Source organism: Mucilaginibacter puniceus (genome assembly GCF_054783175.1).
Window position 1 is genome coordinate 374,880 of record NZ_BAAGRB010000002.1, and the last position, 21,487, is coordinate 396,366.

A 21,487-nucleotide genomic window follows, 5' to 3' on the forward strand; every position below is an offset into this window, starting at 1 on the left:
AATCGTTAACGATGATTAGTAACAGTTCAAATTATGATACTAGTCACAAAAATATCGTAGCCTTTGACTTAATTTTAGTTATAGCATAGAGTTATTATCTGATTTTAATCTTTTGCATGCCTCAATTTTTATAGTAATGACTAACGTACTTAAGCGGTTGACAACCGGTGTTTTATTGGTTATCCTGATCACGCTTGCTGTGATTAATGGCGCATATAGTTTTATTGCATTGATCCTGCTAATAAACTTGTTGTCCTTGTTAGAATTTTACAGGTTACTCGGGCCGGAGAATATTGCCTATCAAAAATTTTATGGAACAGGACTATCTTTCGGCTTGTTGCTTACCATTTTTTTCGTATCAACCGGAAGTAGCCCACATTTATTATTGCTTAATATACCTCTCGCCTATGCAGTTTTTATAAATGAACTGTATCGGCGCGACGAAGAACCCTTCAAACAATTAGCTTACACCTTTTTGGGCGTTATTTGGATAACACTGCCACTTTGCCTGTTAATCGCAACCGCATTCACTGAAAATATATCGGGCGAATATCATGGAAAGATTATCGCTGGTTATTTTTGCCTTTTATGGTCACATGACAGCTTTGCCTATATCTTTGGAAAAGCCTTAGGCAGACATCCGCTATTTAAAAGTCTCTCACCGGGAAAGACCTGGGAAGGAAGTATTGGCGGCGCTATAATTGCCATTACAATAGCTTGTGCGATTTCACTATATGTGCCACAACTTTCCTTAATCTGCTGGCTGGGCATGGCTATGATCGTAATTTTTTTTGGAACTTATGGTGATTTTGTAAAATCATTGCTTAAACGGAGTTTGAATGTTAAAGATTCCGGGACCCTGCTTCCTGGACATGGCGGAATGTTAGACCGCTTTGATTCGCTCATTGGCTCAGCTCCGTTTGTGTATATTTATTTACTACTTTATACTATTTATGCATAAAATAATTTCTTACCTGGTAAATTCGCTTACATGGTACCGGCTAATTGCAGCGCCTTTATTATTAGTCCTGGTAATTAGTAACCAATGGTTGTTGTTTAAATGGTTATTGCTGGTTAGTTTTATGACGGACGCAACAGACGGAATATTGGCCCGCAGCTACAAGGTAAATAGTGAACGCGGATCTATGCATGATTCAATTGCCGACGATTTGACTATAATAGCGGCTATCGCCGGTGTGCTGCTTTACCGTCCCAAATTTATCCCTCAGCATATCTTGATAATCTCGCTGCTTTTATTTTGCTATTTATTCCAACTTACTTTGTGTTTGGTACGTTATCGCAAAATGAGTAGTTTTCATACTTATTTATCTAAGATAGCAGCGGTTTTGCAAGGCCTTTTCCTGGTCTCATTCTTTTTCCTGCCCGAGGTGTTGCACTGGCTGTTTTTAACGGTGGTTTGGACCACTGTTATAGCATTGTTAGAAGAAACGATCCTGGTGATCCTTTTGCCTCAATGGAAAACCAATGTTAAAGGAATTTATTGGCTCTTAAGAGCCGCTAAAAAAACTTAAACTTAATTTTTCCTTGTGCCTCAATAATGATATTTATCATTCAATACATTGCTGTATATCATGTTCTTTAAGTAAGCTTTTTTATTACTTTGTTATAGAATCATAGTTCATTTAACACTGTTTTAATTTAACCATCACGAATATGGAACCAGTATTTAACACCTTAGCTACAGAAACCATAAGGACCATTTATGACAGAAGAGCAGTCAGAAAATATCGCCCTAAAACAGTTGATGATGATTTGCTTGAAAAAATATTAGACTCAGGCCGCATGGCACCATCTGCTATGAATAATCAACCATGGAAATTTTATATCCTCACACATCAGGATACAATTTCTCTTATGTCTAAAGAAATTGCAAAAGTTGCATTTAAGTCTGTCGTTAAGTCAAGTTTAAAACATCCTTTGGATACTATCAAAACTTTATTGCATGCAACTCCCGGACTTTTACATATTGATAATGAGGACCCGATTTTTCATAGCGCTCCGGTTGTAATATTTATTACCTCACCAAAAAATTATGAATGGGCAGGACTTGATATTGGGATGTGTGCAGAAAACATGATGCTGGCAGCCAAATCGTTAGGGTTAGATACTTGCCCGGTTGGACTGGCTAAATATGCTCAACAAACATCTGTTTTTCACAAACTTGAGATACCGAAATCTGAAGAAATACAACTCGCTATATTGTTAGGTTACGGGAATGAGGAGCCTGAAGTTCATCCAAGAATAAAGAATAATGCTATTTTTATCGATAGAATGGAATGTTGTTAAAAAGGTGAGTGCTATTGTGGCAAAGTAAATTAATAGCATGAGTATATTTGATTTGTTCGTTAATGATATTTAGTCGGGTAAAGTATATCTTTCGTTAATTGCTTTAAAAATAGCTTTCCGTGAGGTTAGCGCATTATATTTTTTTTCTTCGATATGGTGCGTTAATATCGCTAATTGCTCATCTTTCACACTATTACGAAACCAATTTGAGTAATCGTGCCTGTTTAGGTGGTACAACCAGGTTTCGTCATCCACACCCTCGCCCATTTGAATAAACATCATCAAATTATTAGCTTTTAAATTTAGCCGGTGTTGCGGTCCGTTAAAATAAAAACTATTATACCCCATGTCTCCCGTAGCATATTTACGTTTATGGCGCATCAGCAAAGAGCCCGGCATATCTCCCCTTACCAAACGTATCTGCGGTTTACTCTTTTGCCAAACCAAAACATCACCTTTTTGGAATACCAGTTTAGGTGGCAATTTTAATTCAGCATTTAGAATACGGGCAACAGACCGCATAGTCTGAATAGGAGTTTCGCCCATAACCAATGCGGTATTCACCCGAGTTACCAAATCGCGATCCAACAATTCCGGACGCGTAGTTATGGCTAAAAAACTGTTAAATGCTTCCGGAAGTAATATCGGTCCTGTTAATTTAATGCGCGGCATCAGGTGATGGGCCTCATCCATGATTAGGAAATGAGGGTGTCCGGTAGCCTCTCGCAGTTCGGCCACCGCATGCGCCAGTTTATGAAAATAAACAGGGCGGTCATCCAGGGGGACTGCCAGAATACAAACAATCACATTTTCATCGGCCCTTGATAGTAAATCGGTTACTTCACTGATCAACGGCGGATGACTACCGTCGCCTATAGTCACGATACCAGGTAGCTCCCGATAATCCCCCTCGGGGTCGATGAGGCAAAATTGATAACCTTTGGATATAAGTTTTTCTATAAAGGCAGCAGCCAGCGTGGTTTTACCAAATCCGGAGGTACCCGCTAATAATATACGTTCGCCATAGGGGCATATGCTAAACGTTGTTCCATCTATCTCTTTGCCCAATGGCAAGTAGTGCCTGGATAAACAAGAATCGATTTGCGCCAGGTCATTTTCAATCAACTTATCAATTAGCTGTTTCACACCTGTACCATTTGGTTTATCCGTTGTCCAGTCGGCAATGCTGCTTAATTGCGGCAGGGCATTTTGCACGGCAACTGCACATTCAGCTGTTAACAGCATTGCGTGATCATTCTCTGCATCGCCAATTGCCACAGTGTTATGTTCAGAAATTTGCAATTCATACAAAGCCCGCCGAAGCCCTGTAGCTTTGTTAATACCCGGCGGCAAAACCATAACAGCACCTTTATTAAAAATAAGCTGATATTCTAACCCTGTAGATTTTATTGCGTACAAAAATTCGTCCTGGTGTGGCTCCCATCCCGCAACAATTACGTGCCCAATTGAGAAAGAAACTTGTTTATTTTTTAAAAGATCGATAAATGATTCTGGCGGTGGAACACCTAATAATGTCAAAGCTGTTGTTGATGGGCAATAAAGTACCGCGCCATTTTCCGCCACAATTCGGTCAAACAAGTCATAATCATGAAAAACAGCTTTCAAATCTTCCAACTGTCGACCAGTTACCAGGATAAGTTTCCGACCGGTTGATTTTAGTACTTTGAGCGCATCTATAACTTCGGGAGTAACCCGGTCGTTACTAGCCAGCGTGCCATCATAATCGGTAATGAAACAATGGTAGCGCATCCTAATTACAATTTAAAAAACTCCAGTACCTTATAAATTAATATTGCAGGCCATACCAACGCTTTAATAAAACCAAATGCACCTTCCCAAAATGTGTGGGCGTGTTGAATAAAATATATTAACGCACCAATAAAGGCCATTCCGTAAATAGCTGATTGTGGATTATTTATTTTTTTAATTTGAGTTTTCATAAGCCTAGAGTTGTTATTACTATCATCTGTATACTTTTTATAGATTGATAACTGACAGCGTAGCAAAAAAAGAGCTTGCCAATCAAAGAATACCCTTACTACTATTTTCCATCATAAATAAATAAAATAATAGAGTATATCTGTTTTTGTACTACTGTTTATGGGGAGGAAAATCAATCGTTTTCCAGTATTTTCTTTTTCTCAATATAGTCTTCCTTCGTTATTTCACCCGAAGCAAAACGTCTTTTTAAAATATCCATAGGAGAATCTTTTCTTCTTTGCTGACCCGGAATGTCATAGGGAGTTGCAAAAATCCAAACTAAAATAACTATCCAAAGAAACCACCATACCAGGTGCATGCCCCCAAAATGGTAACCTTCATAAAAATGTAACATGATGATATTATTTAGTAACATGGTGAAATTAATATGTTAATTAATTATAATAAAGTGTACTTGAAATTTGGTGGAAATACTAACACCGGTAATTGCTGATCGGCAATTAGGGCGCGAGATTCACTATGTCCGAAAAGTCTTGCAATAAAGGAGTGATGGCCATGCACCATGGCTAATAATCCGACACCATTCTCTTTACAATAATTTTCTAATCCAAGATGAACATCCTCCTCTACAACTTCTTCACAGGTAAGATTGTGATGATCAATAAATCGGCGAAATGCAATTTCAGGTCCTAAATCGGCTACCTCTTTGCCGGGCTGCAGCACGTGTAATATATCCAGTTTAGCATTTAGCAGTTCTGTCAAATTAATTAAAAATTCAACTACCTGCATATCGGTTTCGCCAAAATCTGTTGCAAAAACAACTTTTTCAGGGATACGCCATTGTATGGTTGCAGGTATTACCAATACTGGTTTTCGGGATTTCCGTATAACATTATTAGTATCGCTACCATTTAGTAAATGTTCTATTGTCCCGCCGGATCTTCCACCCATGATGACCATTTTAATCTCCGTATCATCAGAAACATCCTCAATTATATCACCAAGACTCCCCTCACCGTACCCGGTTTCAATATGTACCTGGCCCTGCTGTGTTATAACTGCAATTTCCCGGAGTTTATCCGCCTCCTGGATCAAACGTTCCTTATTATCCTCGCTAATTATACTTTCCGTTTCAGCCACGTAAGGGCTGCCGCTATCAGTAGGAATCAAAGGAATATAAGGCATCGTATGATATAACAAAATCCCTGTTCCAAGTTTTGCTGAAAGCTTGATTGCTGCCGCCTCGGCATGGGAAGCGTTAATTGTAAAATCCGTCAATACCAATAGCATTTTCATACTCGCTTATGTTTTAATGACCTCCATAGCTTTAGTGCTTCGTTTTGCAGTTTACGCATATGTTCCATACAGTTTGCCTGCTCATCTTTTTCACTAAGTGGAAACTCTGTTTTCAACTTGTCTAGATTATCTGAAGTTTTACTTATTTTTTTCCTCTTTATCATATTCAAAATTATTAAGCAGGCACGCAGTGAAGAATGATTTAAGACATAAAAATGTTTGATATTAAGCACTTTATGATAATAAATAATGGGCACAATCAACTTTGAAAATGACCAATATCATTGTTACCGATCCCCTATCCGGCTAATTTTGGTTATAAAAGAATAAACATGAATACTATGCTTGACCCCGATATCCGAGAAGTAATGGAAGCGGTGCATTACCGGCCAGCATTATCTATTGTCCTGCCCGTTGAACCTCATATCAGTTTAAAAACGGAAATGGCTCATATCCTCAAAATTACAGCAGATAAAGCCGAAAGAGAACTACATGCTTATTATCCCGATGAACAATGCGAGGTAGTTATGAAAAAACTCAATACCCTGATCGGTAACTTGAATATACCTGCTAAAAAGAAAGGTGTAGCCATATATATATCACCCATTTTTGAAAAGGTATGTTACCTGGACAGTCCTGTGGAAGAAAAATTAATAGTAGACGAATCTTTTGAAATACGGGACCTGGTTTATAACGCTAAACAGGGGATGAACTTTATTTTATTAGTGTTGAGTGGGCTGGAAACTAAGGTTCTTTTGGGTGATGCCTCAAGTTTGACCCCCATAGCTTCAAACATCCCACAATCTATTTACGCTTATATGACCGATACACCGGAACGTGTAAGTAATTTTTCAGATGCGCAGGAACATAAACAGGTAGTTATTGACAAATTCCTGCATCATATTGATGAAGAATTGGGTAATTTAATTAACGAGCGCCACTTACCGGTACTTGTGCTTGGTACCGAAAGGATACTTGGGCAGTTTAAAAAATTAAGCCGGCATAATTCGTCAGTAATGGGTTACTTGAAAGGCAATTATGAAGATGCTAATGTGACCGAACTGGCTGAAATGACCGAACCCTTTATTGCCGCCTGGAAAGCAAAACATCAAAAAGAACTAATGGATCGGTTGGAGTTAGCAGGTGGAAAAAATTGCCTGTCGTCCGGAATTCTGCAGGTATGGAAAGATGCCTATACCGGTAAAGGCCAATTACTGATTGTGGAAAAAAATTACCGTTTTGCAGCGCAGCATGGACCCGATGCGGACGTAATCCAGGCAGCTGTTGAACCCTATGATCATTTTGCTTATATCAGGGATGCGGTAGACGACGCGATAGAAAAGGTTTTGGCCAATGGCGGAGACGTTGAATTTGCCGAAGATGGCTCTCTTGGCCGGTTTGATCATATAGCCCTGGTAAAATATTATTAATCAAAGGTCCTTCCGCAACATTTGCGGTAAATAAGCCCTGCTTTTATGAGTGGCTATGCCCCGCCCGAAGGTGGCGGGGTCAATAAAACAACATTCCTATACACCAAAAGGATAGGTTTCAGGTATCTGACTTCCATCTGGTTTAATATGCAGAGGATGCAAAGCCCGGGTTTTATCAATGTAGATAAAGGCATCGTAACGCAGAGGTAAAATAGTAGGTACATAGTTCCCATACCGTTCATGCAACGGGTTATAAACCACTCCTATAGCCCTGTGACCGATATGGTTTTTTATCAACATACTTTTTTTGGAAAAGTCGTTCATAATCAATAATTTATTTTCTTTACCGGCAGTATGTAATAAATATTCCCAGCTATCTTTTCGTGCCTCAGGCATTGGCATAGGCTGCATAGGCGCGCCCCAGCTTTGACCGGCCATTACTATTCCGTGATACGATCCGAAGCCAACCAACACCACATTGCTATCCCCATAATGGGTTCTTGCCAGTTGCCCGGTATTCCACATACCCTCTAAAGCCATATCTGTTGCCCTTGCGTCTCCAATATGAGTATTATGCTGCCAAACAATTGCTTTAGCTTTTTCCCCATGAAAAGCAAGCAAACGGTTAAGTGTATTGGCCATATGTGTGTCGCGAATGTTCCAGCTATCGGGGCCGCCTCCTATCATCGCCCTATAATATTTCTCCGCATTTACCGCAACCATTGCATTTTGTTCGGCACTGAAAACATTTTCATGGTCGGTATTATATTGCGGCATTTTACGTCTTATCTCCGTTAACAAATTCAATACTTCAGTTTGGCACAATTGGGGCACTAAAGCACTGGCACGTGCATATGAGCGTCCCTCATCTTTGCGATAAGGTTCAAAACAGCGATAGGCATTTTCTGCTACTTTTAAAGCAGAAGGATCTGTTTTTTGCAGGTATTGCATAATATACTCCATACTTTCCCAAAGACTGTATACATCCAGGCCATAAAAGCCGGCCTTTTTATTGGCAGGTAAACCGGTATTGTGTTTTTTCATCCACTCGGCCAACGCAGCTGTTTCCCAATTGGCCCACATCCAGGTGGGCCAGCGATTGAACGCATGCAATACCTTAAAAGCATTTGGATGATCGGTATCATACCCTTTAATATAACGGTTCAGCCTGTAACAATCTGGCCAATCACCTTCCACCGCAATAAAGTTGAACCCTTTTTCCTCTATCAATCTTTTAGAGATTTGCGCCCGCCAGGTATAGTACTCATGCGTGCCGTGGCTGGCCTCGCCTAGCATTACAATTTTGGCGTCACCAATTCTGTCAAATAATGGTTGCAAGTTATCTGAGTTTTGCAATAGGTGCGCATGTTGTCTTATTTCAGCTATAATAGTGGCTTCATCTATTGGTGCTTCCGGAGTTAAAAAATGTCTCATGGGATATCCGTTTATTGTTACCGAAACCTATTTATCAAAAATAAGACTGATAGAAAACTGTTTTAGTGATGACCGTCAAATAGTTACATGATTTTTGTCATGGCTAAATGAGTAATACGCTATTAGTTTTGTTATAAAAGCACCGGCACACAAGAATACCGGGCGCAGAAGCATTTACTTATATAACGTTAATGTGATGGAAACAAAATATCAAAACCAGGTTAGTATACCTTCGGATAGTGTACGACTAAAAGGCGAATTGTTTATCCCGAATAACCCAAAGGCTATTATTATTTTTTCGCATGGTAGTGGAAGCAGCCGCTTCAGTAAACGCAACCAACAGGTGGCCACCTATTTGCAAACACATGGTTTTGGCACGCTGTTATTCGATTTGCTGACCCCGGAAGAGGATAGAAACTATTATAACCGCTTTGCTATCGATTTGCTTAAAGAGCGATTAATAGCGGCTACATTATGGTTGGAGAAGTTGCCCGCCGCGAAAGACCTTAGTATTGGTTATTTTGGTGCCAGTACCGGTGCTGCATCAGCCCTAAAAGCCGCCGCAATCCTAACTGAGGTATTTGCCGTAGTTTGCAGGGGTGGACGCCCAGATCTGGCCCAAGAGGAGCTATCCTCGGTACAGAGTCCTACGCTGTTAATAGTTGGCAACCTGGATCCGCAGGTGCTTGAATTTAACCGCGAGGCCTTTCAGGATTTAAAATGCGAAAAAAATTTAGCCATAATAGAGGGAGCTACCCACTTGTTTGAAGAACCCGGTAAGCTGGAAATGGTAGCGGAACTTGCTACCGGTTGGTTTAAGAACCATATACCGGCTATTATGGTATAACACAACTAAAATAAGAGCTATGTTTAAAGACAGAATACAGGCCGGTAAACTACTGGCCCTTAAACTCCAAAAATATAAGAATGAGGCGGGAGTAGTATTAGCAGTGCCACGCGGCGGTGTACCTGTTGGCTATCAGGTAGCCCGTGAGCTGGGCTTTCCGCTTGAAGTGGTGCTAACCAAAAAGATCGGGCACCCTAATCATAAAGAATACGCCATAGGCGCAGCCAGTTTAACAGATTATTTTGTATTGCCCCATCGAAATATTCCGCCGGAATATATTGAACGCGAACTCGTGGCTATAAGGACGAGATTAAAGGAAATGTATGGAAAATTTATGGGCGATGCCCCATCTGTTAATATCAAGGGAAAAACAGTGATCATTATTGATGACGGCATAGCCACCGGGAATACCATATTGGGAACTATCAGGCTGATTCGCCAGGGACAGCCAGGTAAAATTGTTATCGGATCGCCCGTGGCTTCAAAAGAATCGGTACAAAGATTAGCTAAAGAGGCAGATGCAATTGTAACGGTTTTTGAGCCGGAGGAATTTTATGGCGTAGGCGCATTTTATAAAAATTTTAATGAGGTAAGTGATGATGAGGTAATGTTTTATCTGGAAAAATTGGCACGGTTAAAAAAAGCCGGTTAATATAAGCAAATACAAGTAAGGTTACCTTACCGGGGTGTAAACATTATGGTTTCCGGGTTTTGAAAATACGATCTGCCAGAGTTGGTTTTTTTTCGCCCTGAAAGAAGCCGCGCTGCAACATAGGTAATAATCCCACATCCGGTAAAAAGTGTCACCATACTTGGTTTTTAGCGCAGGCCAGGACTGTTTAAATTGCTTGCGCCATTCCATTAATGTTTTGTCGTAATACGTACCAAAGCTATGCCAGTCCTCCTGCACAAACAAACCTTCTGCCGCACCGGCAATTTGACGTATAGAAGGCATCATTCCATTTGGAAAAATATACTTATTGATCCAGGGGTCCGTTCGGTTTACTGAAATATCTGATCCTATGCCATGTAAAAGAAAAAGCCCGTCATCCTTTAATACCCGGTTTACTGTTTGCATATAAATGGTATAATTTTTATAACCTACATGCTCTATCATGCCTACAGAAACTACCCGGTCAAATTGCCCGTTCAAGGTGCGATAATCTTGTAAACTAATAGTAACCGGTAAATGGGCATAACGCTTTCGTGCCAACCTGGCTTGTTCCTTAGACAAGGTAATCCCTGTCACTTCTACCCCATATTTCTCAGCAGCGAATGCCGCCAGACCGCCCCAACCGCAACCGATGTCAAGCAGGCGCTGGCCAGGTTTCAATTGTAGTTTCCGACATATCAGGTCCAGTTTCTTTTCCTGCGCCTCATCCAGTGTTTGCGCGTCATTCCAGTAGGCACAGGAGTATATCATCCGTTTATCAAGCATAGCCTCAAAAAGATCGTTGCCCAGGTCGTAATGCCTCGGGATATCGCGGCTGACTTGTTTAAAAGATTGGCCATTAAACAAAATACACCCTAACCTATAGAGCATTAACTTCATATTACGACCAACTAAATTTTCCAGGTCGGTGCTCAAAAGCTTATATAAAGTTACATCAGGAGCTGAGGCATCCCATAACCCGGCCATATAGGTTTCGCCCAGGCCAAGCGAACCGTCACGAAGTACTATCGGATAAAACCTTTCATCGTTTACCCGGATGTCCCATGGGTCTGATCCATTTACCCGGATACCGGCACGGTCCAGGATATGACAAACCGTTTGCTGTTGGTAACCGCCTGATGTATTTGGCAAAAATAGATGCTGATCGTTATTCATTAGATAATTTTTTCAAATAAAGAAACATCACGCGTATTGGATTGTGACTACAATCACACTCAAAATTGATTCTCATCATACTCTTAATCAGTGCTTTGACAGAAATTTGATATCAATTAATTCTACTATTTTTTTATTTAATAATTAAAGTTATGAAAACAGACAGTCAACTGCAAAAGGATGTAATGGATGAACTAAAATGGCAGCCATTTTTGAATTCATCTGAGATTGGTGTGGCCGTTAAGAACGGTATTGTAACTCTCTCTGGTATTGTTGATACCTACTCCAAAAAATTAACTGCCGAAAGAGCAGCCAGGAAAGTTTCGGGCGTTAAAGCCATTGCCGAGGATATTCAGATTGGGGTATCTCCTATTTACCGTAAAACTGATACGGAAATTGCGGAAGCGGTATTTAATGCGCTGAAATGGCATTCAGCTGTTCCGGAGGAAAAGGTTAAGATAAAAGTAGAAGACGGCATAGTTACTTTAGAAGGCGAACTGGAATGGGAATACCAAAAGGTTAATGCCCGTACTGCTATCCAAAATTTAACAGGAGTACGTTCAGTAACCAACCTCATCACTATCAAACCCAAACTTCAGCCATATGAACTGGAACAAAAGATCTCTGCTGCTTTTCAAAGGCAGGCAGCAATAGATGCTAATAAGGTTACCGTTTCTGTTGTTGGCAATAAGGTTATCCTAAGCGGTAAAGTACGCTCTTTTGCAGAAAGCGAGGATGCAGAGAACACTGCCTGGGCAGCTCCCGGCGTTTATCATGTAGAGAATAAGCTAACGGTGGAAGAGCCGGAATATGCGTTTTAATTTATTCCTTTAAGCCTCTAAATCTGCTCACAATAAAAGGGAAGCATTCATAAAATTTTATGAATGCTTCTTTTACTCTGCAAATTAAAAACCCATGAAAAAGTTAACAACATTATTAGCTTGTATTGTTTTTGCAGGTTGCTCCAGCTATCAATATTATGCTATTCAAAGTGATAAGGTAAGCCTAAACAAATACCGCACTTTTGCCTGGTTACCAGTAGCAGATACATCACGCAGAATTAAGGAAATTGTAGACGAAAAGATCAAAGATGAGGTAACAGCCGGACTTAAAAAACGCGGACTTTTATTAAATACCAAGAAGCCCGACCTATTGGTTCGGTACACAATTGAGGTGGAAAGCCGTTTTAGAATTTTCAATTATCCAACATATGTGTATGGCCCGAGTATCAATTACCAGGGCGTAGTTCGTAACCGTTATGGTGGCTACTATTATTATATTTTTAGCCAGCCTTATCCGGTGTTCGTAGCTGCAGACATCATACAGATACCGTACAAGGAAGGAAACCTGATCATTGATCTGATAGAGCAAAAAAATCACCAGGTGATATGGAGAGGATACGGCAAAGGCGAAATATACGATCCTGAAAAAGCAATTGCCGACATTCCCGAAGTGGTAGAAGGTATATTAAACAAACTACCTATTGCTGCTTTAACAAAAGCGAGTAACCAATAACCTATTATGGTGATGAAACAAAAATCTTTACAAAAAATTAAACAAAAGCCTACATGGTTCAGTAATTATTGGTTAATGATAATCTGGATAACCCTTATCATACTAATTTCAATATGCTTGGCTTTGTATTTCTTCTAACAGTTAAGTTTAACTTCAAAGTCGAAAATTATTCTATAAACAGCTGTTATGTTGTAACTCTTTTACCTACAGTTTTGTACGAATAAAAAATACCGATTTTTTTTTAAAACTTTTTGGAATACATTAACTTTTGTTTAACTTTAGTATAGCGTTGCCGAACATCGCACGTTGAAATTAAATCCTCGTGTTATGAGCGAGCAAAACACCTTATCTCTTGAAAGTGAAGCCGGGTTTAAGGCTTTATTTCAATATGCTACCGTTGGCATCCTGGTGATCAGCGAAGGGGGAAAGATTGAACTGTCTAACCCTGCTGTAGAAAAATTATTTGACTACAAAAAAGCCGAACTCATCGGACAATTGGTGGAGCTTCTTATTCCGGAAGCTTTCCGTAAAAATCATATTCATCATCGTGAAGGTTATTTCCAAAAACCTAAGGCCAGGCCCATGGGTTACGGGTTGGATCTGTACGCCCGAAAAAAAGATGGTACGGAATTTCCGGTAGAGATAAGTTTAGGCCATTACCAATTAGGAGATGATCAACTAGCTGTTGCATTTATTACGGATATCACGGAAAGACGACGTTCAAGCGACGAATTGGAAACTAAGGTGAAAGAGCGCACCCTGGAACTTACCCAATCACTGGAACGTGAAAAAGAATTAAATGAGATGAAGTCTCGTTTTGTAGCTATGGCCTCTCATGAATTCCGCACTCCGTTAAGCGCTATCCTGTCAAGCCTTTCGCTTGCCGAATCCTATTCCGACCCGGAACATGAAGATAAACGAAAAAGGCATATTAACCGGATCAGGGCGTCTGTAAAAAATCTGACGGTTATTTTGGATGAATTTTTGTCATTAGAAAAAGTAGAACAAGGTAAAATGGAAATTGAAAAAGAATTGTTCAATTTTCATGAATTTGCTATTGATCTTCATGAAGAGGTACAAGGTATGCTTAAAGATGGGCAAAATATCAACCTCTGCTATAACGGAAAGAAGGATATAAGACAGGATAGAAAAATTCTCCGGAACATTATACTCAACTTGTTATCAAATGCCATAAAATATTCTAAAGAACAGCAAACCATTAATTTTGATATTAATGTAAACCAGCAACAGGCGGTTATTAGAGTCAGTGATGAAGGTATCGGTATACCTGAAGAAGAACAAAAAAATTTATTTAGTAAGTTTTACAGGGCTAAAAATGCAGTTAATATACAAGGCACAGGACTTGGCCTAACCATCGTTAAACAATATGTAGAATTATTAAACGGCAATATCAGTTTTGTTAGCGGGGCAGACCTGGGTACAACTTTTACAATTGAACTTCCAACAAATTAAAGGGTTATGAAAACGATATTACTGATAGAAGACAATAACGATATCCGTGAAAACACTTGCGAATTACTGGAACTTGAAGGATACCGGGTTATCCTGGCGCTCAATGGCAAAAGCGGACTTATACTGGCCCAGGAACATCTTCCCGATGTAATTGTATGTGACATTATGATGCCCGAAGCAAATGGTTACGAAGTATTTAAAAGTTTGCAGGACGATGTGGCAACAAGTGCTATTCCTTTTATTTTTTTAACCGCCAGTGTTGAAAGTAAGGCGATTGCAGCCGGACTTCAAATGGGTGCCAGTGGTTATATCCGTAAACCGTTCGAACCGGAAGAACTTTTTCAAGCATTGAAAGCCTGTGTTAAATGACGTTATTATTACTTCATGCGAAAAAAAGTATTCACACGATAATGACTAATCAAAAATAGATAGCGACATCGGTCTCCAAATGTAAAATTTGCTACCAAATTTGCTACCAAAATATTCCGCAACAATAAAAAAAGCCAAATACATTATGTAAATGGCTTTTTTTTTGTTTTATTAAGCGGTGAGGGAGGGATTCGAACCCTCGGTACAGTTTCCCGTACGTCAGTTTAGCAAACTGATCCTTTCGGCCTCTCAGGCACCTCACCCGATAGTACAAATTGATATCCCTTTTTCAGGGACTGCAAATATAGCAATTAGGCTAAGCCATCAAAAAAAATTATTGTAAATGTTATAAGAGGCTGAAAATGTTTTTAATAAATAATTTAACTCAACTATTTAGACTATTAAAACACAGTATTCTCCATCAATAATCAATACGAACGTGATAAATACTCATCAACATCCGCTTAAATATTTCTTTGATGGTTTCTATATCTTTTAATGTTATGTTACTATCTTTTAATTGGTCTTGATCCAATTTATACTTTACAATACGGTCAACCAAATCGCTTATTGATTTTTCATCTGGCTGTTTTAATGAACGGGATGCAGCCTCAACCGAATCGGCAAGCATTAAAACACCTGTTTCTTTGGTAAAGGGAATAGGCCCCGGATACCTGAACGTATTTTCGTTAATAATCCTTTCGGGGAAATTTTTCAGGAACGATTGGTAAAAATAATCAACCCTTGTATCACCATGGTGGGTGCGTATAAAATTGATCACAATTTCGGGCAGGTTGGCTTTTTGCGCCATCTCTATTCCTTTACTTACGTGCCTGATAATTATTTGTGCACTCTCTTCATAAGGCAGCTTATCATGCGGATTAAAGCCTGAACTTTGATTTTCTATAAAAAACAAAGGGTTTTCCATTTTGCCTATATCATGATACAATGCTCCTGCCCTAACCAGTAAAGCATTACCCCCAATAGCATAAATAGCATTTTCGGCCAGGTTAGCAACCTGTAATGAGTGTTGAAAGGTACCGGGAGCGCTAAATGCCATTTCGCGCAGTAAAGGTGCATTGGTATTGGTTAATTCAATTAAGGTAATATCAGATGTTAATGCAAATATCCTTTCAAATATATAAATCAACGGATAAGCCAGTAAGGTTAATAATACGCTTACTATAAATGGAATAAAGCCCAACCAATCAATATTTACAAAACTTCCTTCGCGTATTAATGATATACCTATAAATGATGCCAGGTAAGTAAAGGTTATGATCAAAGCAGATATTAAAAACTGTTCGCGACGAACTAAATTTTTAATGCTATAAATTGCTACCATACCGGCAGTGATCTCATAAAAAGCAAATTCAAAGCTATTTGGTACAAAAAAACCGGCTATTAGTACCACCAGTAAGTGTATGTTTAGTGCCAAACGGGTATCAAACAGTATACGGATAATAATGGGCACTATACAATAAGGGATATAATAAAGATTGGGTAATTGCCATTTTATTGACATGGATAAGGCAAAAAGCATAACCGTTATCACCAATAATATCAAGCTCATTAGCCTGTTATCGTCATAAATATCTCGCCGAAACAGGTACAAAAATATCATTAGTAAAGCAATTGCAATTGCAACCAACAGGAATTGTCCAAGCAGCACTAACCTATAATCACCATTTATCCTTGAATTATCTTCAAAAGCTTTTTTATATGATTGTAATTTTTGATAAACCTCATCATTTACAACAGACCCCTTGCCTATAATTAAATCACCTTTTTGTACCATACCATGTGTTAATGATACCGCATCAACAGATTCCTTTTCAAGCTTGGTGGTTAATTTATCATCGTAAACCAAATTGGATTGTATACGGCTTTGAAGCAGGTCCATTATAAATGCCTTGTCAACATCTGTACGTTTGCTTAACTGTTGATCGGCGTAAGCAAGAGCTTTTTCCTTGGTAAATAATTCGGCCGTACTTTTAGAGGTGGCAACATTTTTATCCAAAATAGTTACCGGGTAATTAGTACCATCTTGCTGATATTTCGCATTAAGCGTTAAAACCCCTTTGCTATAAATATTATTAATGATAGAATTGGCAACGGATAGGTAATGAGCTTTTAAACGGTCATCAATATTGGCATTACTCCATTTAATTTGCAGATCGTTATTAAACCCCTCTATAACCTGCTTACTAACATTGGGTTGTAACTGGTATATAGGTGTAATGCTTGCCAATACTTCCTTTTTATCATTGTTGGTTTCCTGGTTGGTTTTTAGTATGGCAAAGTTATAAGGCGATATAAGGTCTTTTTGATTCCAAATTCTTCCTTTTTCTATCTCATAACTAAATTTAGCTTGCCTCGGTAATGCAAATACAATTACTGCAATACTAACTACCATCATTAAAAACTTAACATTACTTGCGTATTTACGCAGTAATGCCTTTTGCCGGGATGATGAAAGTGTTGCCATTTAATTATTTAACCCGTCAAAATTAATATAAGTTTTCGGTTATATCAGTTTGTTTGTTTAATAGGCATACCAAAACACTATTTTTGCATACAGATAATTGCTGTATAAATTTTACGTTATTAGCATTAATGAAAAAAACACTGTCAATCGTATTAATGTTATTGGCCCTGCCATTGCTGCTTTTTGCCCAGTATGCAAATGAGGGTTCGCGCATCAAACAGTTAAACACTTATCAGGACAGTTTAGCTAATTTGGGTAAAATATTTGTCAATCATGAGAACGACCTGGAGCGTAAAAATGCCAACTACTTGTTTATTAAAACACTGGTTAGCGCTTTAAAAATCCCAAACTCTTTCCAATTTCCGTTTGATTCTGTAAAAACCGTTAGCATATTAAACTCGCCTGATAATAAATTCAGGATATTTAGCTGGCCCATTATGAATAATGATGGCAGTTACCGGTTTTACGGTGCTATACAAATGAATACCGGCGGCGCTTTAAAGCTTTATCCGTTAGAGGATTATTCTCCTCTTTTTAAAAACCCGCAAGATTCTGTAACCGATAATAATAAATGGTACGGCGCACAGTATTATAAGATCATCCCGGTATATGGTAATAACCCTTATTATGTACTATTAGGATGGAAGGGCAATACCGTAAAATCAACAAAAAAGGTTATTGAAGTACTTTCTTTTAAAAACGATAAAGTGCAGTTAGGTTCGCCTATTTTTACCGAGAAGGGCAAAAACCGCAAAAGAATAATATTTGAATATACCCGCCAGGCATCTATGCTATTAAAATACGTGCCCGATCAAAACTTAATAGTTTTTGATAACCTTGCCCCACCCGATAAAAAATTTAAGGACCAACCGGAAACGTACGGCCCTGATTTAAGCTATAATGGCTACCGCTTAAAAAACGGCAAATGGGAATATGTGGACAATATTGATATGCGCAATGTACCCGATGAAAGCGATGACGATTATATCGACCCAAAAAATGCAGATAAACAATAGTATGGTTATACTGTATATTAATAGTATTTTTAGAGCAATTAAATTAACTGTATGTCAAAAAGCACCTTAACGGCCGAGAGCGTTAACCAGAAATCCAAATATCCCAAAAGTATTTTTTATATCATTGGTAACGAAGCGGCAGAACGTTTCAGCTTTTATGGTATGCGGTCTATACTGGCTACTTTTTTGGTGGCACAGTTTTTTAACCCTGCCAATAACCCCGCAATGCAAACTGTTGCCGAAGCGCGTGCAAATGAAAGTACGCACTTCTTTGTAACCCTGGCTTATACATTACCATTTGTTGGAGCCTTGGTTGCCGACTGGTTTACGGGCAAATACAAGATTATCCTATACATATCTATAGTTTATTGTTTTGGACATCTTTTTTTAGCAGTGTTTGATAAAAATTTAAATGGATTTACTGCAGGTTTATTGTTAATTGCAATAGGCGCGGGTGGTATAAAATCATGCGTATCTGCCAATGTTGGCGACCAATTTGATAAAACCAACCAGGACCTGTTATCAAAAGTTTATGGCTGGTTTTATTTCAGCATTAATGCAGGTTCTGTTATATCTACCGTATTAATTCCTTGGGTTTATGCCAACTATGGCGCCAAATGGGCATTTGGTATCCCGGGTATATTAATGGCCCTGGCAACCATTATATTTTTTAGCGGACGTAAAACTTACGTGCGTGTACCACCATCAGGCATTAACAAAAACAACTTTGTATTTATATCTATTTACGCGCTATTTAATATCGGCAAAAAGAAAAAAGGACAAGCATTGCTTGATGTAGCTAAAACCAATTTCGACCCCGAAAAAGTAGAAGGTGTAAAGGCGGTGTACCGTGTAATGGCTGTATTTGCCTTCGCTCCTATTTTTTGGGCCATGTGGGATCAAAACCTGTCTGAATGGGTTTTACAAGCCGAAAAATTGAATAGATATATCAATTTGGGTTTCGTTGATTTTACCATCTTACCAGGGCAGGTACAAACGGCTAACCCGGTATTCTTACTATCGTTTATCCCCTTATTCACTTATTTTGTTTACCCGTTTTTTGAAAAATTAGGTATTAAAACCACCCCACTGCGTCGTATTGGTGCAGGTTTGGTTTTAACCGCGTTGTCATTCGTTATCATTGCGCTTATACAGGCACGTGTTGATGTGGGTGAGCATCCATCAGTATGGTGGCAAATATTTGCTTATGTCATTTTATCAGCAGCAGAAGTATTGGTATCAATTACCGGTTTGGAGTATGCCTATACCCAGGCACCAAAATCAATGAAAAGTACCATGACGGCTATTTGGTTGTTAACCGTAGCGGCAGGTAACCTTTTTGTAGCGCTTATTAATGGTAATATATCTAAAGGCGGCTTTTTTGCGCAATTTACAGGAGCCAACTTCTATTGGATGTTTGTGGGTATATGCAGTGTATTTATTGTGGCTTATTTATTTATATCGCCCCGACTGAAAGAAAGGAACTATATAGTTGAGCCTGATAATGAAGTTATAGCGGATACTAATAATTTATAACGGCAGTATCCGTTAAATGTATTAAGACAGTAATTAAAGCCGTTCCATTTTTAATTTTTTATACATAGTATTTCTATTATTTTCGTCAACTGTTTTATATATAATATAACTATTTTTAAGTGCCTGATAGCTTAGTAATTATACCTACTTATAACGAAAAAGAGAATATTGAGCGGATGATCCGCAAGGTATTTTCTTTACCTCATGATTTCCATTTATTAATTGTTGATGATGGTTCGCCTGATGGTACCCAAATTATTGTTAAAGAATTACAGCTATTGTACCCTGATAAGCTCTTCATCTTGGAGCGCGCAGGTAAACAAGGCTTAGGTACAGCCTACATAGCCGGTTTTAAATGGGCCCTTGAAAAGCAATACGATTACATTTTTGAAATGGATGCCGATTTCTCACATAACCCGGATGATTTATTGAGGTTAAGGGATGCCTGTGCGAACGGTGCCGACATGTCGGTAGGTTCGCGTTATGTAAAGGGGGTAAATGTGGTCAACTGGCCCATGAGCCGTGTATTGATGAGTTATTTCGCATCGGTATATGTACGTTTTATTACCGGTGTTAGCATCCAGGATTTTACAGCAGGATTTGTATGCTATAAACGTAAGGTTTTAGAGACCATCGAGCTTCATAAAATAAAATTTGTAGGTTATGCTTTCCAGATAGAAATGAAATATACCACCGTAAAGCATGGCTTTAACCTGGTGGAGATACCCATTATTTTTACCGACCGTACAGAGGGTGCATCTAAAATGTCAAAAGGTATATTTAAGGAAGCCATTATTGGTGTTATCCAAATGAAGATCAACAGCATTTTCAGGAAGTATCCGGAAGGGTAAAGATTAGCTGCAAAAGATTAAAGATTGGGCCTACTTATTATTAATCTTAAAAAACTAATCTTTAATCTTCAATCTCTAATCTTTAATATCTAAATTCGCTAATAATGAATGAATACCTCGACCCTGATGGCGAAAACCTATCTCCTGTTGAACGTGATATAGAAAAAGTATTGCGCCCGCAGGCATTTGAGGATTTTACCGGTCAGCATAAAATATTAGCCAATATTAGAATATTTGTTCAAGCTGCCCGCCAACGTGGCGAAGCGCTTGACCATGTATTGCTACACGGCCCTCCGGGCTTAGGTAAAACTACCCTATCGCATATTATTGCAAATGAAATGGGTGTAGGTATCAAGATCACCTCAGGCCCTGTTTTGGATAAGCCGGGCGATCTTGCCGGGCTATTAACCAACCTGGAAACAGGTGATATTTTATTTATTGACGAGATACACCGTTTAAGCCCGCTGGTTGAAGAGTATTTATATTCAGCAATGGAGGACTTTAAAATTGACATCATGCTGGAGAGCGGCCCTAATGCACGTTCTGTACAGATATCTTTGAACCCATTCACTCTGGTTGGTGCTACTACCCGATCGGGTTTATTAACAGCACCATTACGTGCAAGATTTGGTATTAATTCACGATTGGAATATTATGATGCCAAATTGTTAACTACCATTGTATTACGCTCGGCATCCATATTAAAAACTCCAATAAGTGATGAAGGCGCTTATGAAATTGCCCGCCGTAGTCGTGGCACACCACGTATAGCCAATGCCTTATTACGACGCACCCGCGATTTTGCTCAAATTAAAGGCGATGGCAATATTGATACCGCCATTGCAAAATATGCTCTTAACGCTTTAAATGTAGATGAGCATGGTTTAGATGAAATGGATAATAAGATATTGTTGACCATAATTGAGAAATTTAAAGGCGGCCCGGTAGGTCTAAAAACTATTGCTACAGCCGTAGGTGAAGAAGAAGGTACTATTGAAGAAGTGTACGAACCATTTTTAATACAGGAGGGCTTTTTAATGCGTACCGCCCGTGGCCGCGAAGCTACCGAAAATGCCTATAAACACTTAGGCAAAATTAAAACCGGGGGTAATCCTTCCCTATTTTAAAAAACCTA

Annotated in this window: 21 protein-coding genes and 1 tRNA gene; 14 read left to right on the forward strand and 8 right to left on the reverse strand. The window is 38.9% G+C overall.

The window, feature by feature from the left end; all coding sequences use genetic code 11:
• The first annotated feature begins 136 nt into the window (after positions 1 to 136).
• From ACYVJ6_RS08555 to ACYVJ6_RS08565, 3 genes are all read left to right on the forward strand, one after another.
• Entirely contained in the window at positions 137 to 961 is an 825-nt protein-coding gene (locus tag ACYVJ6_RS08555) for a phosphatidate cytidylyltransferase (protein WP_460693637.1), read from the forward strand.
• Positions 954 to 1,532, forward strand: coding sequence for a CDP-alcohol phosphatidyltransferase family protein (locus ACYVJ6_RS08560; RefSeq protein WP_460693638.1), 579 nt, complete (start codon positions 954 to 956; stop codon positions 1,530 to 1,532). Before ACYVJ6_RS08555 ends, ACYVJ6_RS08560 begins: the two co-directional genes overlap by 8 nt.
• A 142-nt stretch (positions 1,533 to 1,674) precedes the next feature.
• On the forward strand, positions 1,675 to 2,307 hold the full coding sequence (locus ACYVJ6_RS08565) for a nitroreductase (protein ID WP_460693639.1): 633 nt from the start codon (positions 1,675 to 1,677) through the stop codon (positions 2,305 to 2,307).
• Between the two features lie 69 nt (positions 2,308 to 2,376).
• Here the strand turns inward: ACYVJ6_RS08565 and ACYVJ6_RS08570 are convergent, their stop codons facing one another.
• From ACYVJ6_RS08570 to ACYVJ6_RS08585, 4 genes are all read right to left on the reverse strand, one after another.
• Positions 2,377 to 4,077: an HAD family hydrolase gene (locus tag ACYVJ6_RS08570; RefSeq protein WP_460693640.1), complete on the reverse strand. Its 1,701-nt coding sequence runs from the start codon at positions 4,075 to 4,077 to the stop codon at positions 2,377 to 2,379.
• 5 nt (positions 4,078 to 4,082) lie between these two features.
• A complete protein-coding gene (locus ACYVJ6_RS08575) occupies positions 4,083 to 4,268 on the reverse strand; it encodes a hypothetical protein (protein ID WP_460693641.1) in 186 nt (61 codons plus the stop codon).
• A 173-nt stretch (positions 4,269 to 4,441) separates the two neighbouring features.
• Positions 4,442 to 4,663: an SHOCT domain-containing protein gene (locus tag ACYVJ6_RS08580; protein ID WP_460693642.1), complete on the reverse strand. Its 222-nt coding sequence runs from the start codon at positions 4,661 to 4,663 to the stop codon at positions 4,442 to 4,444.
• 44 nt (positions 4,664 to 4,707) lie between these two features.
• Positions 4,708 to 5,565 (reverse strand): universal stress protein, encoded by an 858-nt coding sequence (locus ACYVJ6_RS08585; protein ID WP_460693643.1) that lies wholly within the window; start codon positions 5,563 to 5,565, stop codon positions 4,708 to 4,710.
• Between the two features lie 332 nt (positions 5,566 to 5,897).
• Between ACYVJ6_RS08585 and ACYVJ6_RS08590 the strand changes: the two genes are divergently transcribed.
• The gene (locus ACYVJ6_RS08590; protein WP_460693644.1) at positions 5,898 to 6,995 is read left to right on the forward strand and encodes a baeRF3 domain-containing protein; all 1,098 of its coding nucleotides are present in this window, start codon (positions 5,898 to 5,900) and stop codon (positions 6,993 to 6,995) included.
• 96 nt (positions 6,996 to 7,091) lie between these two features.
• Here ACYVJ6_RS08590 and ACYVJ6_RS08595 read toward each other — a convergent pair whose 3' ends face one another.
• Positions 7,092 to 8,429: an erythromycin esterase family protein gene (locus tag ACYVJ6_RS08595; RefSeq protein WP_460693645.1), complete on the reverse strand. Its 1,338-nt coding sequence runs from the start codon at positions 8,427 to 8,429 to the stop codon at positions 7,092 to 7,094.
• A 196-nt stretch (positions 8,430 to 8,625) separates the two neighbouring features.
• Here ACYVJ6_RS08595 and ACYVJ6_RS08600 point away from each other — a divergent pair, with 196 nt between their 5' ends.
• Both ACYVJ6_RS08600 and ACYVJ6_RS08605 read left to right on the forward strand, forming a co-directional pair.
• Positions 8,626 to 9,276 carry a dienelactone hydrolase family protein gene (locus ACYVJ6_RS08600; protein WP_460693646.1) on the forward strand — a complete coding sequence of 217 codons (651 nt, stop codon included), beginning with the start codon at positions 8,626 to 8,628 and terminating at the stop codon, positions 9,274 to 9,276.
• A 19-nt stretch (positions 9,277 to 9,295) separates the two neighbouring features.
• Positions 9,296 to 9,928 carry a phosphoribosyltransferase gene (locus ACYVJ6_RS08605; protein WP_460693647.1) on the forward strand — a complete coding sequence of 211 codons (633 nt, stop codon included), beginning with the start codon at positions 9,296 to 9,298 and terminating at the stop codon, positions 9,926 to 9,928.
• A gap of 21 nt (positions 9,929 to 9,949) precedes the next feature.
• On the opposite strand, the gene cfa is transcribed toward ACYVJ6_RS08605, so the two are convergent.
• On the reverse strand, positions 9,950 to 11,104 hold the full coding sequence (cfa, locus tag ACYVJ6_RS08610; RefSeq protein WP_460693648.1) for a cyclopropane fatty acyl phospholipid synthase: 1,155 nt from the start codon (positions 11,102 to 11,104) through the stop codon (positions 9,950 to 9,952).
• A 152-nt stretch (positions 11,105 to 11,256) separates the two neighbouring features.
• On the opposite strand from cfa, the gene ACYVJ6_RS08615 reads away from it, so the two are divergent.
• The 4 genes from ACYVJ6_RS08615 (at position 11,257) to ACYVJ6_RS08630 (ending at position 14,461) form a co-directional block, all read left to right on the forward strand.
• Positions 11,257 to 11,925: a BON domain-containing protein gene (locus ACYVJ6_RS08615; RefSeq protein WP_460693649.1), complete on the forward strand. Its 669-nt coding sequence runs from the start codon at positions 11,257 to 11,259 to the stop codon at positions 11,923 to 11,925.
• Between the two features lie 94 nt (positions 11,926 to 12,019).
• Positions 12,020 to 12,619: a DUF4136 domain-containing protein gene (locus ACYVJ6_RS08620; RefSeq protein ID WP_460693650.1), complete on the forward strand. Its 600-nt coding sequence runs from the start codon at positions 12,020 to 12,022 to the stop codon at positions 12,617 to 12,619.
• A 327-nt stretch (positions 12,620 to 12,946) separates the two neighbouring features.
• Positions 12,947 to 14,092: a PAS domain-containing sensor histidine kinase gene (locus ACYVJ6_RS08625; RefSeq protein WP_460693651.1), complete on the forward strand. Its 1,146-nt coding sequence runs from the start codon at positions 12,947 to 12,949 to the stop codon at positions 14,090 to 14,092.
• Between the two features lie 6 nt (positions 14,093 to 14,098).
• Positions 14,099 to 14,461: a response regulator transcription factor gene (locus ACYVJ6_RS08630; protein ID WP_460693652.1), complete on the forward strand. Its 363-nt coding sequence runs from the start codon at positions 14,099 to 14,101 to the stop codon at positions 14,459 to 14,461.
• Positions 14,462 to 14,637: 176 nt separating this feature from the next.
• Here the strand turns inward: ACYVJ6_RS08630 and ACYVJ6_RS08635 are convergent.
• Together ACYVJ6_RS08635 and ACYVJ6_RS08640 are read right to left on the reverse strand one after the other, a co-directional pair.
• A tRNA-Ser gene (locus ACYVJ6_RS08635) sits at positions 14,638 to 14,724 on the reverse strand.
• 158 nt (positions 14,725 to 14,882) lie between these two features.
• Complete coding sequence (locus ACYVJ6_RS08640; RefSeq protein ID WP_460693653.1) at positions 14,883 to 16,949, reverse strand: HD family phosphohydrolase; 2,067 nt, start codon at positions 16,947 to 16,949, stop codon at positions 14,883 to 14,885.
• A 128-nt stretch (positions 16,950 to 17,077) separates the two neighbouring features.
• Here ACYVJ6_RS08640 and ACYVJ6_RS08645 point away from each other — a divergent pair, with 128 nt between their 5' ends.
• From ACYVJ6_RS08645 to ruvB, 4 genes are all read left to right on the forward strand, one after another.
• Complete coding sequence (locus ACYVJ6_RS08645; RefSeq protein WP_460693654.1) at positions 17,078 to 17,965, forward strand: hypothetical protein; 888 nt, start codon at positions 17,078 to 17,080, stop codon at positions 17,963 to 17,965.
• 51 nt (positions 17,966 to 18,016) lie between these two features.
• Entirely contained in the window at positions 18,017 to 19,501 is a 1,485-nt protein-coding gene (locus ACYVJ6_RS08650; RefSeq protein WP_460693655.1) for a POT family MFS transporter, read from the forward strand.
• A 119-nt stretch (positions 19,502 to 19,620) separates the two neighbouring features.
• Entirely contained in the window at positions 19,621 to 20,352 is a 732-nt protein-coding gene (locus tag ACYVJ6_RS08655; protein WP_460693656.1) for a polyprenol monophosphomannose synthase, read from the forward strand.
• 104 nt (positions 20,353 to 20,456) lie between these two features.
• Positions 20,457 to 21,479, forward strand: a complete 1,023-nt coding sequence (ruvB, locus tag ACYVJ6_RS08660) for a Holliday junction branch migration DNA helicase RuvB (RefSeq protein ID WP_460693657.1) — start codon at positions 20,457 to 20,459, stop codon at positions 21,477 to 21,479.
• Positions 21,480 to 21,487 lie beyond the last annotated feature (8 nt).

Coding starts and splice junctions, on each gene's coding strand:
- ACYVJ6_RS08555 (WP_460693637.1), top strand. CDS start 137: ATGACTAACGTACTTAAGCGGTTGACAACCGGTGTTTTATTGGTTATC.
- ACYVJ6_RS08560 (WP_460693638.1), top strand. CDS start 954: ATGCATAAAATAATTTCTTACCTGGTAAATTCGCTTACATGGTACCGG.
- ACYVJ6_RS08565 (WP_460693639.1), top strand. CDS start 1,675: ATGGAACCAGTATTTAACACCTTAGCTACAGAAACCATAAGGACCATT.
- ACYVJ6_RS08570 (WP_460693640.1), bottom strand. CDS start 4,077: ATGCGCTACCATTGTTTCATTACCGATTATGATGGCACGCTGGCTAGT.
- ACYVJ6_RS08575 (WP_460693641.1), bottom strand. CDS start 4,268: ATGAAAACTCAAATTAAAAAAATAAATAATCCACAATCAGCTATTTAC.
- ACYVJ6_RS08580 (WP_460693642.1), bottom strand. CDS start 4,663: ATGTTACATTTTTATGAAGGTTACCATTTTGGGGGCATGCACCTGGTA.
- ACYVJ6_RS08585 (WP_460693643.1), bottom strand. CDS start 5,565: ATGAAAATGCTATTGGTATTGACGGATTTTACAATTAACGCTTCCCAT.
- ACYVJ6_RS08590 (WP_460693644.1), top strand. CDS start 5,898: ATGAATACTATGCTTGACCCCGATATCCGAGAAGTAATGGAAGCGGTG.
- ACYVJ6_RS08595 (WP_460693645.1), bottom strand. CDS start 8,429: ATGAGACATTTTTTAACTCCGGAAGCACCAATAGATGAAGCCACTATT.
- ACYVJ6_RS08600 (WP_460693646.1), top strand. CDS start 8,626: ATGGAAACAAAATATCAAAACCAGGTTAGTATACCTTCGGATAGTGTA.
- ACYVJ6_RS08605 (WP_460693647.1), top strand. CDS start 9,296: ATGTTTAAAGACAGAATACAGGCCGGTAAACTACTGGCCCTTAAACTC.
- cfa (WP_460693648.1), bottom strand. CDS start 11,104: ATGAATAACGATCAGCATCTATTTTTGCCAAATACATCAGGCGGTTAC.
- ACYVJ6_RS08615 (WP_460693649.1), top strand. CDS start 11,257: ATGAAAACAGACAGTCAACTGCAAAAGGATGTAATGGATGAACTAAAA.
- ACYVJ6_RS08620 (WP_460693650.1), top strand. CDS start 12,020: ATGAAAAAGTTAACAACATTATTAGCTTGTATTGTTTTTGCAGGTTGC.
- ACYVJ6_RS08625 (WP_460693651.1), top strand. CDS start 12,947: ATGAGCGAGCAAAACACCTTATCTCTTGAAAGTGAAGCCGGGTTTAAG.
- ACYVJ6_RS08630 (WP_460693652.1), top strand. CDS start 14,099: ATGAAAACGATATTACTGATAGAAGACAATAACGATATCCGTGAAAAC.
- ACYVJ6_RS08640 (WP_460693653.1), bottom strand. CDS start 16,949: ATGGCAACACTTTCATCATCCCGGCAAAAGGCATTACTGCGTAAATAC.
- ACYVJ6_RS08645 (WP_460693654.1), top strand. CDS start 17,078: ATGAAAAAAACACTGTCAATCGTATTAATGTTATTGGCCCTGCCATTG.
- ACYVJ6_RS08650 (WP_460693655.1), top strand. CDS start 18,017: ATGTCAAAAAGCACCTTAACGGCCGAGAGCGTTAACCAGAAATCCAAA.
- ruvB (WP_460693657.1), top strand. CDS start 20,457: ATGAATGAATACCTCGACCCTGATGGCGAAAACCTATCTCCTGTTGAA.